General features: G+C 70.1%; 14 protein-coding genes. 8 read left to right on the forward strand and 6 right to left on the reverse strand.

The window, feature by feature from the left end; all coding sequences use genetic code 11:
- Window positions 1-124: 124 nt before the first annotated feature.
- Both OO69_RS03625 and OO69_RS03630 read left to right on the forward strand, forming a co-directional pair.
- Window positions 125-574, forward strand: a complete 450-nt coding sequence (locus OO69_RS03625) for a MarR family winged helix-turn-helix transcriptional regulator (protein WP_033278912.1) — start codon at window positions 125-127, stop codon at window positions 572-574.
- A gap of 178 nt (window positions 575-752) precedes the next feature.
- The gene (locus OO69_RS03630; protein WP_033279208.1) at window positions 753-1,133 is read left to right on the forward strand and encodes an anti-sigma factor antagonist; all 381 of its coding nucleotides are present in this window, start codon (window positions 753-755) and stop codon (window positions 1,131-1,133) included.
- A gap of 35 nt (window positions 1,134-1,168) precedes the next feature.
- Here OO69_RS03630 and tuf read toward each other — a convergent pair whose 3' ends face one another.
- Window positions 1,169-2,362 carry an elongation factor Tu gene (tuf, locus tag OO69_RS03635; protein WP_033278913.1) on the reverse strand — a complete coding sequence of 398 codons (1,194 nt, stop codon included), beginning with the start codon at window positions 2,360-2,362 and terminating at the stop codon, window positions 1,169-1,171.
- A 55-nt stretch (window positions 2,363-2,417) separates the two neighbouring features.
- Window positions 2,418-3,371, reverse strand: a complete 954-nt coding sequence (locus OO69_RS03640; protein WP_033278914.1) for a ribose-phosphate diphosphokinase — start codon at window positions 3,369-3,371, stop codon at window positions 2,418-2,420.
- Window positions 3,372-3,568: 197 nt separating this feature from the next.
- Between OO69_RS03640 and otr(A) the strand changes: the two genes are divergently transcribed.
- From otr(A) to OO69_RS03660, 4 genes are all read left to right on the forward strand, one after another.
- Window positions 3,569-5,428, forward strand: a complete 1,860-nt coding sequence (gene otr(A), locus OO69_RS03645; protein WP_033278915.1) for a tetracycline resistance ribosomal protection protein Otr(A) — start codon at window positions 3,569-3,571, stop codon at window positions 5,426-5,428.
- Between the two features lie 245 nt (window positions 5,429-5,673).
- The gene (locus OO69_RS03650; RefSeq protein WP_033278916.1) at window positions 5,674-6,336 is read left to right on the forward strand and encodes a DUF4230 domain-containing protein; all 663 of its coding nucleotides are present in this window, start codon (window positions 5,674-5,676) and stop codon (window positions 6,334-6,336) included.
- A gap of 40 nt (window positions 6,337-6,376) precedes the next feature.
- Window positions 6,377-6,979: a VanZ family protein gene (locus tag OO69_RS03655; RefSeq protein WP_033278917.1), complete on the forward strand. Its 603-nt coding sequence runs from the start codon at window positions 6,377-6,379 to the stop codon at window positions 6,977-6,979.
- A 153-nt stretch (window positions 6,980-7,132) separates the two neighbouring features.
- Window positions 7,133-8,374 (forward strand): glycoside hydrolase family 16 protein, encoded by a 1,242-nt coding sequence (locus tag OO69_RS03660; RefSeq protein WP_033278918.1) that lies wholly within the window; start codon window positions 7,133-7,135, stop codon window positions 8,372-8,374.
- An 11-nt stretch (window positions 8,375-8,385) separates the two neighbouring features.
- Here the strand turns inward: OO69_RS03660 and OO69_RS03665 are convergent, their stop codons facing one another.
- The gene (locus OO69_RS03665) at window positions 8,386-8,622 is read right to left on the reverse strand and encodes a hypothetical protein (RefSeq protein ID WP_026150538.1); all 237 of its coding nucleotides are present in this window, start codon (window positions 8,620-8,622) and stop codon (window positions 8,386-8,388) included.
- Between the two features lie 80 nt (window positions 8,623-8,702).
- Here OO69_RS03665 and OO69_RS03670 point away from each other — a divergent pair, with 80 nt between their 5' ends.
- Complete coding sequence (locus tag OO69_RS03670) at window positions 8,703-9,725, forward strand: PHP domain-containing protein (protein ID WP_033278919.1); 1,023 nt, start codon at window positions 8,703-8,705, stop codon at window positions 9,723-9,725.
- A gap of 264 nt (window positions 9,726-9,989) precedes the next feature.
- Complete coding sequence (locus OO69_RS03675) at window positions 9,990-10,952, forward strand: SDR family NAD(P)-dependent oxidoreductase (protein WP_033278920.1); 963 nt, start codon at window positions 9,990-9,992, stop codon at window positions 10,950-10,952.
- 14 nt (window positions 10,953-10,966) lie between these two features.
- On the opposite strand, the gene OO69_RS03680 is transcribed toward OO69_RS03675, so the two are convergent.
- The 3 genes from OO69_RS03680 to OO69_RS03690 all read right to left on the reverse strand — a co-directional run bounded on the left by OO69_RS03680 (window position 10,967) and on the right by OO69_RS03690 (window position 13,969).
- Entirely contained in the window at window positions 10,967-11,617 is a 651-nt protein-coding gene (locus tag OO69_RS03680; protein WP_033278921.1) for a M15 family metallopeptidase, read from the reverse strand.
- Between the two features lie 30 nt (window positions 11,618-11,647).
- Window positions 11,648-12,937 (reverse strand): ROK family transcriptional regulator, encoded by a 1,290-nt coding sequence (locus OO69_RS03685; RefSeq protein ID WP_033278922.1) that lies wholly within the window; start codon window positions 12,935-12,937, stop codon window positions 11,648-11,650.
- 66 nt (window positions 12,938-13,003) lie between these two features.
- Window positions 13,004-13,969, reverse strand: coding sequence for a phosphotransferase family protein (locus OO69_RS03690; protein WP_033278923.1), 966 nt, complete (start codon window positions 13,967-13,969; stop codon window positions 13,004-13,006).

A 13,969-nucleotide genomic window follows, 5' to 3' on the forward strand; every position in this document is an offset into this window, starting at 1 on the left:
TCCTCAGCATCGTTGCCAGGACTATCGTTGCCAAGATTTCAACCAACAGGATTCCTGTTGGTTTCCCCTCTGGTCCGCAGTCTCATTACAGACAGGTTTCCTGTCAATGCTCTAGGGTGAATCCATGGCTGAATCCCTGGTTGGCGCCCACGCGACAAAGGCACCCCCGTCCTTGCTGTACATGGTCAAGCAGGTGGAGCTGGTCGTGCGCTCACGCCTGGACGAGCTGGTCAGGCCGTACGGGATCACCGCACTCCAGTACACCGCGCTCACGGTCCTGGAGCGACACGACGGCCTGTCCGCGGCGCAGCTCGCCCGGGACTCCTTCGTCACCGCGCAGTCGATCGCCGATCTCGTGCGCTCACTGGAGGGGCGCGGGCTGATCCGCCGGGAGCGCAATCCGCGGAACCGCCGCGAGCTGCTGATCCTGCTGACCGGGGAGGGGCGCGCGCTGCTGACAGGGTGCGCCGGGCCGGTACGGGAGCTGGAGGATCGGATGGTCGCGCAGCTCACGGCACATCAGAGCGAGCAGTTCCGGCAGGCACTGTCCAAGGCCTGGCACGCACTGTCGTGAGCCCGGGCGTGCGCCGGTCCGTGGCTGCCGCGCACATCACAGAAAGCTCTGGCTAGATTCGAAGACATATGTCAATCGAACATGCTCAAATTCACTCCATCGAGGGTAACTTGCAGGGCGGGGAGCGCTTCTACGCTCAACCCCGCTTCACCGAGGGCCGGTTGGAGGCGATGTGGACGTGCAGCAGGAACCCGCGCCGCTGACCCGGTATCTGCGGGTCCACCGGGACCGCGGGTTCACGGTCCTGGAGTTCCGCGGGGAGATCGACATCGCCTCGGCGACGGAGATCCTGCCGTATCTGGACCGGGTGACGGCGCGGCCCCGCGCGCGGATCGTGATCGACCTGAGGCAGGTCGAGTTCTTCGACTGCTCGGGGCTGCGCCTGCTGTTCCGGGCCCGGCAGCGGGTGCTGGAGCGGGACGGGCGGCTGCATCTCGTCTGCACCCACCCGCTGACCCTGCGCATCCTGCGGGTCACCGGGCTGGGCCGACTGCTGCCGCCGCAGCCGACGCTGGACGCGGCCCTGGGACAGCCCGAGGCCACGTCCGGCACGTTATGAGCCGCGCCCTTACACGAACTCCCGCGCGGGCAGCGCTACTTGAGGATCTTGGTGACCTGACCGGCCCCCACCGTGCGCCCGCCCTCACGGATCGCGAACTTCAACCCCTCCTCCATCGCGATGGGTTGGATCAGCTCGACGTGCATGGTCGTGTTGTCGCCCGGCATGACCATCTCGGTGCCCTTCGGCAGGGTCACCACACCGGTCACGTCCGTCGTGCGGAAGTAGAACTGCGGGCGGTAGTTGTGGAAGAAGGGCGTGTGCCGGCCGCCCTCGTCCTTGGACAGGATGTAGGCGCGGGCCTCGAACTCCACGTGCGGGGTGACCGATCCGGGCTTGATGACGACCTGGCCGCGCTCCACGTCCTCGCGCTTCACGCCCCGCAGCAGCAGGCCGACGTTCTCGCCGGCCCGGCCCTCGTCGAGGAGCTTGCGGAACATCTCGATGCCGGTGACGGTCGTCCGGGTCTTCTGCGGGTGGATGCCGATGATCTCCACCTCGTTGTTGACCTTCAGGATCCCGCGCTCGATCCGGCCGGTGACGACCGTGCCGCGCCCGGTGATGGTGAAGACGTCCTCGATCGGCAGCAGGAACGGCCGGTCGACGTCCCGTACCGGCTGGGGCACGAACTCGTCGACGGCGGCGAGGAGTTCGAGCACCGAGGCGGTCCACTCGGGGTCCCCTTCGAGGGCCCGGAGCGCGGACACCTTGACCACCGGGAGGTCGTCGCCGGGGAACTCGTACTCGGTGAGCAGTTCCCGCACCTCCAGCTCGACCAGTTCCAGGATCTCCTCGTCGTCGACCATGTCCGTCTTGTTCAGGGCGACGACGATGTACGGCACCCCGACCTGCCGGGCCAGCAGCACGTGTTCCTTGGTCTGCGGCATGGGTCCGTCGGTGGCCGCGACGACCAGGATCGCGCCGTCCATCTGGGCGGCGCCGGTGATCATGTTCTTGATGTAGTCGGCGTGCCCGGGGCAGTCGACGTGGGCGTAGTGCCGGTGTTCCGTCTGGTACTCGACGTGCGCGATCGAGATCGTGATGCCGCGCTGCCGTTCCTCAGGCGCCTTGTCGATCTGGTCGAACGGCGTGAAGGGGTTGAGGTCGGGGAACCGGTCGTGCAGCACCTTCGTGATGGCCGCTGTGAGGGTGGTCTTGCCGTGGTCGATGTGACCGATGGTGCCGACGTTCACGTGGGGTTTCGTCCGCTCGAACTTCGCCTTCGCCACGGCGAGTCCTCCTGATCACCTCGGTGCTGCCGAGCGTTGCTCCGTCCCCTCCTGTCTATTCGTTCGGCGGCGCGTCGAACAGGGCGCTGACGGACTCGCCGTTGTGAATGCGGCGTACGGCCTCGGCGAGCGCCGGGGCGATGGACAGGATGCGCAGCTTCTCGGTGCGCTCCTCCTCGGGCACCGGCACCGTGTTGGTGCACACGATCTCCAGCACGTCGGGCTGCTCCCCGATCCGCTTGAGCGCGCCCGCCGCGAACAGGCCGTGGGTGCAGGCGACCCGGATCGAGCGCGGCCCCAAGTCCCGCAGCCGGTCCAGGAGTTCGAGGACGGTGCTGCCCTTGGCGATCTCGTCGTCCAGCACGATGACGTCCCGGTCGGCGATGTCACCGATCACGGAGCTGATGACGACCCGGTCGTCCGCGTACCGCTGCTTGGCGCCGGCGGCCACCTGGGCGCCGATCAGTCGCGCGAACGCGGCGGCCTCCTTGGCGTTGCCGAGGTCCGGGGAGACCACGGTGGTGCGCGAGAGGTCGTACTGCCGGAAGTGCGCGGCCAGTTCGCGCAGCGCGTGCAGATGGTCGACCGGCACCGAGAAGAAGCCGTGCACCTGAGGCGAGTGCAGGGTCATGGCCAGGACGCGGCTCGCGCCCGCCGCCACCATCAGGTCGGCGACGAGCCGGCCGCCGAGCGAGATGCGCGGGGCGTCCTTCTTGTCGGAGCGGGCGTACGAGTAGTGCGGCATGACGACGGTGATGCGTCCGGCGGAGGCACCGCGTGCCGCGTCGCACATCAACAGCAGCTCTACGAGGTTCTCCTGGACCGGCTTGACCAGGGGCTGGATCAGAAAGACGTCCCGTTCCCGGCAGTTGGCCTGGAGCTGTACCTCCAGGCAGTCGTTGGCGAACCGGCTGACCCGGGTGGGGCTGAGCGGAACATCGAGATGCGCGCAGACCTCCCTGGCCAACTCGGGATGGGCACTCCCGCTGAACACGGCGATGTCTCGCACGATCTGCTCCTCGCATGATCATTCCCGGCCGTGCCTCATGCTACTGACCCGCGAAAACGGCTTGCGTACCGCCCACTCCCGTGAGCCATGATGGCCGCGCCCGTACTCCCCCGCCTGTCAGGAGCCCCAGATGCGCCGACTCCTCGGAATCCACCAGCCTCCCCACTGGACGACGGTTCTCGAGGACTCGACCACGCATGCAGACCCTGAACATCGGAATTCTGGCCCACGTCGACGCCGGTAAGACCAGCCTCACCGAGCGGCTGCTGTTCGACCACGGCGCGATCGACCGGCTCGGCAGCGTCGACGCGGGTGACACCCGTACGGACGACGGCGCGATCGAGCGGCAGCGCGGGATCACCATCCGCTCGGCCGTCGCCGCGTTCACGGCCGGCGACACCCAGGTCAACCTGATCGACACCCCGGGCCACTCGGACTTCATCGCGGAGGTCGAGCGCGCCCTGGAGGTGCTCGACGGCGCGGTCCTGCTCCTCTCCGCCGTGGAGGGCGTCCAGGCGCAGACCCGCGTCCTGATGCGGACCCTGCGCCGGCTACGACTGCCCACGCTCGTCTTCGTCAACAAGATCGACCGCGCGGGCGCCCGCGCCGAGGACCTGGTCGCGGACATCCGCCGCAGGCTGACCCCGCACGTCGTCCCGCTGACGGACGTGACGGCCCTCGGCACACCCGCGGCCCGCGTACGGCCACGCCCACCCGCCGACCCGGACCTGGCCGAGGCGCTCGCCGACGTCGACCCGTCCGTCCTCGCGGCGGTCGTGGACGGTCCCCGCCCCACCCCGGACGACCTGCGCAAGTCCCTGGCCACCCACACCGCCGACGGCTCGATCCACCCGCTCCTGTTCGGCTCGGCCCTCGGCGGCCAGGGAATCCCCGAACTCGTCGACGGCCTCGTCCAGTTGATCCCACCCTCGGCCACCGGCTCAGGCACCGCGAGGGGCACGGTCTTCGCGGTACGCCCCGGCCCCGGCCGCGAACGGACCGCGTATCTGCGGCTCTACGACGGTGAGGTGGCCCCGCAGCAGCGGCTCACGTTCCGCCGCCATGGAGCCGACGGCCGGACCGTCGAGGTCTCCGGACGCGTGACGCGGCTTGAGGTCGTCGGCCGGTCCGGTCCGCTCACCGCCGGGAACATCGGGGCGCTGACCGGCCCGAAGGACATCCGGGTCGGCGACCGGCTCGGCCAACTCACCGAGCGGGCACCGCAGTTCGCGCCGCCGACGCTGGAGACGGTCGTACGGGCGCGGCGGCCCGAGCAGGCGGCGGCGCTGCGCTCGGCGCTGCTCGCGCTGGCCGACCAGGACCCGTTGCTGCACGCGCGGCCGGCCACCTCCGGGGCGACCGTGCTGCTCCTGTACGGGGAGGTCCAGAAGGAGGTCCTCGCGGCAACTCTGGTGCAGGACTTCGGAATCGAGGCCGATTTCGAGCCGAGCCGGGTGCGGTTCCTGGAGCGCCCGGCCGGGACCGGCGAGGCCTGCGACGAGTTCCCGTGGCACGACCACACCCACTACTGGGCGACGATCGGGCTGCGCGTCGAACCGGCGGAGCGCGGTTCCGGCGGGCTCTTCGGCTACGAGACCGAACTCGGCGCGCTGCCAAGGGCGTTCCACCAGGCCATCGAGGACACGGTCCACGCGACCCTGCTCAGCGGCCTGCACGGCGCACCCGTGACGGACTACCGGGTCACCCTGATCCGCTCCGGGTACGCGGCCCCGCTCAGTACGGCGGCGGACTTCCGCGGGCTCACCCCGATCGTGCTGCGCCGGGCGCTGGGGCTCGCGCGGACGCGGCTGTACGAGCCGTACGTCACCTTCGAGACGGAGGTCCCGCTGGACGCGCTCGCCCCGGTGACCGCTCATCTCGCTTCCTGCCGTGCCGAGTTCGCCGGGACGACGGGCGGTGTCGGCTCCTGGCTGATCACCGGCGAGTTGCCGGCCCGCCGCGTGCGGGACGTGGAACTGGCCCTGCCCGGGCTCACGCACGGGGAGGGAATGTGGTGGTCACGGCCCTCGGGAGACCGTGAACTACGACCGCGCTGAAGGGTGTTACCGGCCAGTGTCACAACACGGAACGGACCGTGCTCCGGAAAGGTCACGGGACGCATGGGGTGACGTGGCCGGGAAATGCTGTCTGCGGCCGGCCGGGACTCCCGGCGGGCCTGAACCGTGACTTTTCACCCCTGTGCGCCCTCCGTGCCCCCGTCAGATGGACCAATCGACCAACAGGTCTGTCTGACAGGGCATTTGGGGGGCATGCGCATACCGAGGAAGGGAGGGCCGTCCCCATGACGACTTCCATCAGCCGTATACCCCGGCGGATGCCGGGCTGGGCGAAGGTGCTCACCGCCGTCGTCGTTGTGATCGCCGTGCTGTTCGCCGGGCTCCGGCTGGCCGTGCTCCCGGGCCTGCGGGACATCTTCGGCACCGAGACCCACGACAACTCGGGTCCGGCGCTGCTCAAGTCCATCCAGGACATGAGCCGTTACGACGCGGCCTCCGGCAACTTCCAGGTGGTCGTGGACCTGGAGAAGGACGCGAAGTTCCTGCCCGACGCGATCCGCGGCACCCGCACGCTGTACGTCGGCGCGGGCACCGTGGAGGGCTATGTCGACCTCGGCAAGCTCGGTAAGCAGGACGTGACGGTCAACGCCGACCGCACGACGGCCAGCATCAAGCTGCCGAAGGCGACGCTCGGCAAGCCGGCTCTCGACCCGGACCACTCCTACACGGTCTCCAAGCAGCGGGGCCTGCTGGACCGCCTGGGCGACATCTTCTCCGACAACCCCAACAGCGAGCAGGCCGTGCAGAAGCTCGCCTCCAAGCACATCGCCGAGGCGGCGAAGACCAGCGGGCTGACCACGCGTGCCGAGACGAACACCACCAGCATGCTCAAGGGTCTCCTCGGTTCGCTCGGCTTCAAGACCGTGAACATCTCCTACAGCGCCTGACCGGGCGCTGCTGAACCATCGAAAGCTGGAGGCCCACCGCATGGCCCGTACCGTCCCGCGCCTGCGCACCACCAAGAAGGCCAAGGCGGAGCCCGAGCCGCAGCCGGCCCGACCCGACCGCGGACGCCATCGAATGTCCCTGCCCGTGCGGCTGTTGGCGATGCTGATCGGGTTCGTCCTCATGGTGGGATTCGCCGTCGTACTGGCCAAGCTCACGCTGGAGCCGTCCCCCGCGTCCAAGGCCCTCGTGCACACCAATCTGCACCCGGGCCGCTCCCTGAAGGCCTATCTCGACCAGCCGGCCATGCGGGACGCGATCAAGCAGATCGGCGGGAACGTCGTCCTCGGCATCCCCTTCGGCGTGCTGGTGCCCGTGTTCGCGCCGCGGGCACGCGGCATCCTGAAGGTGCTGCTGCTGACGGCGACCGTCATGCTCCTGGTGGAGTTCGCGCAGGGCGCGCTGATCACCGGGCGGGCCTTCGACATCGACGACGTCATCCTCAACACCTCGGGCGCACTGATCGGTTGGGTCCTGCTGGGGCGCAGGCTGGGCCGGGCGGTGCACGCGCGGAAGCCCGTCGAGAAGGCGGCGAGGACACCAAAGGCATCGAAGGCGTCCAAAGCGCCGAAGGCCACGTCATGACCTTGGACTACCGGTCCGTAACATTCAACTACTGGTCCGTACCAAGGTATTGACGCTCCCCTTATCTCATCCCTTAAATCAAGAGGCGACGCTTTCACCCCCCACCTCAGTCGGCGTGTCGGTCCCCACGTCCGCCGTACAGAAGGGAATGCCGTGGCCTCCCCACGCATGCTCCGCAGATGTCTTTTCGCCGCCCTGTCCGCCGCACTGGTCGCGTCCGCCGCGATCGGTCCGGCGCGGGCGGCTTCCACGTCGGCCGACCAGGCCGACGCCGTCACGTTCTCCGACACCTTCGACGGGGCCGCCGGTTCGGCGGTCAACTCCTCGAAGTGGACGCAGGAGACCGGCGACAACGTCAACAACCACGAGCGCGAGTACTACACGTCCGGCACCAACAACGCGTCCCTGGACGGCCAGGGCCATCTGGTGATCACGGCCAAGAAGGAGAACCCGGCCAACTACCAGTGCTGGTACGGGACTTGCCAGTACACCTCGGCGCGGATGAACACCTCCGGGAAGTTCAGCGCGCAGTACGGGCATGTCGAGGCCCGGATGAAGATCCCGCGCGGGCAGGGCATGTGGCCCGCGTTCTGGATGCTCGGCACCGACATCGGGTCGGTCGGCTGGCCCAACTCCGGTGAGATCGACGTCATGGAGAACGTCGGCTTCGAGCCCTCCACGGTCCACGGCACCATCCACGGCCCCGGCTACTCCGGCGCCAACGGGATCGGCGCCGCCTACACGCTGGCGAACGGCGCGGCCTTCGCGGACGCCTTCCACACCTTCGCCGTCGACTGGGCGCCCAACTCGATCAAGTGGTCGGTCGACGGGGTCGTCTACGAGACCCGCACCCCCGCCGACGTGGGCGGCAACACCTGGGCGTTCAACAAGCCGTTCTTCCTGATCCTCAACCTGGCGGTCGGCGGCGACTGGCCGGGCGACCCGAACAGCGCCACGGCCTTCCCGGCCCAGCTGGTGGTGGACTCGGTCTCGGTGACCACGAGCGACACGGCCGCCGGCGTGGCCATCAAGGGCCTGGCCGGCAAGTGCGTCGATGTCAACGGGGCGAACTCCGCCAACGGGACGGCCGTACAGCTCTACGACTGCAACGGCTCGGCCGCCCAGCAGTGGACGGTCGGCTCCGACGGCACGATCCGCGCGCTCGGCAAGTGCCTGGACGTGGCCAGCGGCGGCACCGCGGACGGCACCAAGGTGCAGCTCTACGACTGCAACGGCAGCGCCGCCCAGAAATGGGCCGTCAGCTCGGCGAACGACATCGTCAACCCGCAGGCCAACAAGTGCCTGGACGTCACCGGCAACACCTCCGCCAACGGCACCCCGCTCCAGATCTGGACCTGCTCGGGCGGCGCCAACCAGAAGTGGACCGTCGGCTGACTCCGTAGGGCCTAGTGCGGCAACCAGGTGAACTTGTCCCCACCGACCCAGCGGACCACGTCCGGGTCGTCCAGGTCGCGGACCGTGATGCCGCACACGGCCGCGACCTGGAGCACGTCCGTGATCCCGGTGGCCTCGGCGACCATCTCCCCGTCGATCTCCACGATGCGGAACGGCGGGGTACCGGGCTGCACCTTGAGCACCATGATCCGCGGGCTGGAGATGTGCGGGCTGGACATTTCGGTCATGCAATAGAGCCTAGAACGCATCACGCGGACGCGAGTGGTCCACGGTTCCCGACCGGGGACCGCTCGCGGGAGGAGGCTCGATGGATCCCGTGCAGGCACTGGACCGGATCGCCTTCCTGCTGGAACGCTCCCTGGCCCCCACGTACCGCGTACGCGCCTTCCGTACGGCGGCCAGGATCCTCGCGGCGCTCCCCGAGGGCGAGGTCGCCGAACGCGCGACCGCCGGGACGCTGGAGTCCCTCAAGGGCATCGGCCCCAAGACCGCCCAGGTGGCCCGCGAGGCCCTGGACGGGCGGGTGCCCGCCTATCTGGAGCAGCTGGAGGCGGAGGCCCCCGCCCCGTCCGGCCCCGGCGGCGAGAAACTGCGCGCCCTGCTGCGCGGCGACTGCCACCTCCACTCCGACTGGTCGGACGGTGGCAGCCCGATCGAGGAGATGGGCCGTACGGCGGCCCGGCTCGGCCACGAGTGGGCGGTGCTGACCGACCACTCCCCCCGGCTGACCGTGGCCCGCGGGCTCTCCCCGGAGCGGCTGCGCGAGCAGCTGGACGTGGTGGCGGCGCTGAACGAGACCTGGGCGCCCTTCCGGCTCCTCACCGGCATCGAGTGCGACATCCTCGACGACGGCTCGCTGGACCAGGAGGAGGAGCTGCTGGAGCGGCTCGACGTCGTCGTGGTCTCCGTGCACTCGAAGCTGCGCATGGAGGCCCGCGCCATGACCCGGCGTATGGTGGCCGCCGTACGGAATCCGCACGCGGACATCCTGGGGCACTGCACCGGGCGGCTGCTGATCGGGCGGAACGGGGGTGCCGCGCGGCCTGAGTCCGCCTTCGACGCGGACGAGGTGTTCGCCGCGTGTGCCGAGTCGGGTACGGCCGTGGAGATCAACAGCCGTCCGGAGCGTCTCGACCCGCCGAGGCGGCTGCTGCGGAAGGCCGTGGACGCCGGGGTGCTGTTCTCGATCGACACCGACGCGCACGCGCCCGGACAGCTCGACTGGCAGATCAACGGCTGCGCGCGGGCGGAGGAGTGCGGAGTGCCCGCCGAACGGGTGGTCACGACCCGGACGGCGGAGGAGCTACTGGACTGGACCTCTGGCAAGTGATGCACATCACCGGGTGCCGCGGCACCCGCCGGAACACTCACAGCCGGTTCTCCGTTGAACAGACCGTGGGTGCGGAGGGAACAGTGTCCCCGGGCCTCAACCTCCGCCCACAGGGAAGATCGTTCGGCTGAAGCCCTGTGGAGCCTTTCGCCGCGAGGCGACCGCCTTCCGTGCCCACCACCTGACCGCCCCGGCCGTGATTCCCCCGTTACGGCCGGGGCTTCTCCTTGACTTGGAGCGCACTTCAATTCGTAGCGTTCCAGTATGACCACTGCACAGCACAAGATCGGTTCCGGTTTCGGCGCGAAGAGCACCGCCGACGACGTCCTGAAGGGCATCGACCTCACCGGCAAGCTCGCCGTCGTCACGGGCGGCTACTCGGGCATCGGCCTGGAGACCACCCGCGCCCTCACCAAGGCGGGTGCCCGGGTCGTCGTCCCCGCCCGCCGTCCCGACACCGCGCGCGAGGCCGTGGCCGGGATCGACGGCGTCGAGCTGGACGAGCTGGATCTCGGCGAACTGGAGAGCGTGCGCGGCTTCGCCGACCGCTTCCTCGCCTCCGGCCGCACCGTGGACCTCGTGATCGACAGCGCCGGCATCATGGCCTGCCCGGAGACCCGGGTCGGGCCCGGCTGGGAGGCGCAGTTCGCCACCAACCACCTCGGCCACTTCGCCCTCGTCAACCGGCTGTGGCCGGCCATCGCGGCCGGCGGCGCTCGGGTGGTCTCGGTGTCCTCGACCGGCCACCACGCCTCCGGGATCCGCTGGGACGACATCCACTGGAGCCACGACTACGACAAGTGGGAGGCCTACGGGCAGGCGAAGACCGCGAACGTCCTGTTCGCCGTCCACCTCGACAGGCTGGGCGCCGAGCACGGCGTACGGGCCTTCGCGCTCCACCCGGGTGGCATCCTCACGCCGCTCCAGCGCCACCTGGCCACGGAGGAGATGGTGGAGCGCGGCTGGATCGACGAGGACGGCAACATGCTGCACCCGGAGCTCTTCAAGACCCCGGAGCAGGGCGCGGCCACCCAGGTCTGGGCAGCGACCTCGCCCCAGCTGGACGGCCTCGGCGGCGTCTACCTGGAGGACTGCGACATCGCCGAGCCGGCCCCCGCCGACGGCGAGCGCACCGGCGTCAAGCAGTGGGCGATCGACCCCGAGCAGGCCGCCCGGCTGTGGAAGCTGTCCGCCGACCTAACCGGTGTGGACGCGTTTGCCGGATAGTTCCGGGCACAGCCTCACGAAAGGTCGAGATCCTTCGGCCCGTACAGGGCGGCGGGCCCGCCGATCATCAAGGCCCAGTAGCGGTCTCCGTACGACCAATGCCACCACTCCGTCGGATAGTTGACCAGGCCGACCGCACCGAGCGCCTTGCCCAGCACGGCGCGGTTGGCCCCGGCCTCGGCGGTGATGTTGTCGGCGCCGGTGTAGCAAGCCCCGTCGCTCTCCTCCGGGTTGGCGTTCATCGGCGTGCCCATGTCGAGTTCGCGGCCGTCGGCGTCCGCGAGGGTCAGGTCTACGGCCGCTCCGGCGGAGTGCGGGGCGATCTCGGGCGGGGACACGTACCGGCTGGCGGCGGACCGGATGCGGTCGGCGGACCAGCCCGGGTTGGCGGCGCGCAGCTCGTCGCCGTAGCCCTCGAAGTAGCGGCGCTGGAGAGCCGGCGGCCGGTATCCCTCGACGAACAGCAGGCGCAGGCCGTCGGGCAGCAGGGCTTCCGCTTCGACAAGTCGGTCCAACACGCCCTGGCGCAGGTGGAGTTCGGCACCGCTGTCCTTCTTGCGGTCGTCGACCAGCAGGGCGCCGCTCACATCGACGAGGGGCTCCCCGCACTCCTCGACGGGGATGGCGGAGACCCGGGCGTCGGACATCAGGATGATCTCGCTCATGGAGTGATCATCCCCCACGTGCCCGTCAGCTCAGTGCGGGGCCCGTTCCTCAAGTGCCGTGCGCCAGGCGGGCGGCGGGCCCTCGGGTTCGGGTTCGGCCCGGCGGCCGCCGCGGGCGAAGAAGTCGGCGAGGGGAAGGATCGCGGCGCCGACGGTCACAGCGTCTGGGCCGAGGCGGCCGAGTTCGATGGTCACGCGTCCGGCGGGGTGGCGCAGCGCGTAGGCGGTGGCGTGGTGGCGTACGGCGGGCAGGAAGCGGGAGCCGAGCTGGAGTCCGGCCCAGCCGCCGATGAGGATGCGCTCGGGCTGGAAGAGGTTGATCAGGTCGGACAATCCGGCGCCGAGGTACTCGGCGGTCTCCTCCAGGACGGCGAGCGCGACGGGGTCGGCCTCGGTGCCCTCGGGCGGATAGGCGGCGACCAGCAGGGCGGTCATCGCGGTCTCCTCGTCGGTGCCCTCGGGCGGGCGTCCGCCCTGCTCGCGCCAGCGGTCGAGGAGCGACTCGGCCCCCGCGTACGCCTCCAGACAGCCGAGGGCGCCGCAGCGGCAGCGGCGGCCGCGGACCCGTACGGTCAGATGCCCCCACTCGACGGCCCGGCCGTGCTCCACCTCGGGGGTCACCAGGCAGGCGCCGACGCCGGAGCCGAAGAGGACGACGATCGCGTTGCGCGCGCCGCGACCACCGCCGAACCACATCTCGGCCTGGCCGAGGGTCTTGGCGCCGTTGTCGATGAAGTACGGGACGGCGTCCGGGAGTTGGGACGTGGAGCGGAGCAGTTCCTCGAGGGGGACCGCGTCCCAGCCGATCGTCTGGCCGTGCACGACGGCGCCGTGGTCCGGGGTGTGCTCGACTATGCCGGGGACGCCGATGCCGACGCCGAGGAGCTGTTCCGGTGCGATGGCGGCGGCGGCGAGGACCTCGGCTATGCCGTCGCGGATGTGGCCGACGATGACCTCGACCTCGTAGCGCTGCTGCTCCAACGGGCGTTCGGCGCGGGCGAGTTCGGTGAGGGTGAGGTCGAACAGCTCGACGCGCACGCGGGTCTCGCCGACGTCGACGCCGATCATGTGGCCGCTGTGCGGGGCGACTTGGAGCAGGGTGCGCGGGCGGCCGCCGTCGGAGTCGACGCTGCCGGCCTCCTCGACCAGACCGTCGGCCACGAGATCCGCGACGACGTTGCTCACCGAACCGGAGCTGAGCCCAGTCGCCGGGCCCAGTTCGAAGCGGCTGAGGGGTCCGTCGAAGTACAGCCGTTGCAGCACGGCCGTGCGGTTGGCCCGCCTGAGGTCGCGTACCGTGCGCCCGTTCCGCCCCGCCATGTGGCTCCCTCCGAACCCCGCACCCGCTTAATTCACGCCCTGAACTAAGGGGCGATGGAGTGCACACTACGTGGCGGAAGCCGTCGCGTCGATCTCTCCCAGTGCGCCGAGCAGCTCAGGGGCGACCCGCTCCCGCCGCCAGCGGTTGTCTTCCTCACCGAACTCCCTCGGGACCGTCTCGGCGAGCATGATCAGGTAGAGGTAGCTGCGGTACAGGGCGTAGCGGAGGGTGGCCGACCGGTCGAACTCGGCCCGTCCGCCCGCCTCCCGGTAGCCCGCGAGGAGCGCCTCGTCCTTCCTGATGTCGCCGAGCAGCGCCAGGGAGACGAAGTCGGCCAGCGGGTCGCCCCAGAACATGCGCTCGCCGTCGATGAGGCCGCCGATCCGGGGCGTTCCGGTCGTGCGGTCGACCAGGATGTTGCCCTGCCACAGGTCGAAGTGGACGGCGCTGGGGACGGTGACCTCGTCCAGGGCGTCGTAGGCGGACCGGGCTGTGCGGGCGATGTCGTCGGCGGGGAGCGGCAGCCAGGACGCGTAGCGGCGGGTGTCGTCGAGGACGGCGTCGTAGAGGGTGGTGAACGCGGTGCGCCAGTCGGGGGCGAGGGGGCCGAGGGCGCCGGAGGGGTAGCCGAAGCCGGGGCCGGTGATCTCGTGCAGGCGGGCCAGCTGACGGCCCAACTCCGTGCGCAGGTCGGTGACTTCGGGGCCGGTGAGGGTGTCGTCCCAGGGTTCGCCGGGGCAGAGCGTCATCAGCAGGGTGTCGCCGTCGAGGACCACGACGCGCGGTGCCGCCACCCCAGCCTTGGCGGCGGCAGCGTAGAAGTCGGCCTCGGAGATGAGGAGTTGGCGCTCGTGGGACAGACCCGGGGCGGTGGGCGCGGTCTTGAGGACGTAGCGGCCGCCGTCGGTGAGGGTGAGTTCCTCGACGGTGTTGTAGGTGCCGCCGCCGAGGGGGCGGAGGTGGGCGAGGTCGCCGGGCGGGATGCCCGCCGCCCGGAGTACCTGTCGGGCTCGCTCCGCGGAGTCCGTCAC

It is taken from the genome of Streptomyces sp. NRRL F-525, from assembly GCF_000716605.1.
Classification (GTDB): domain Bacteria; phylum Actinomycetota; class Actinomycetes; order Streptomycetales; family Streptomycetaceae; genus Streptomyces.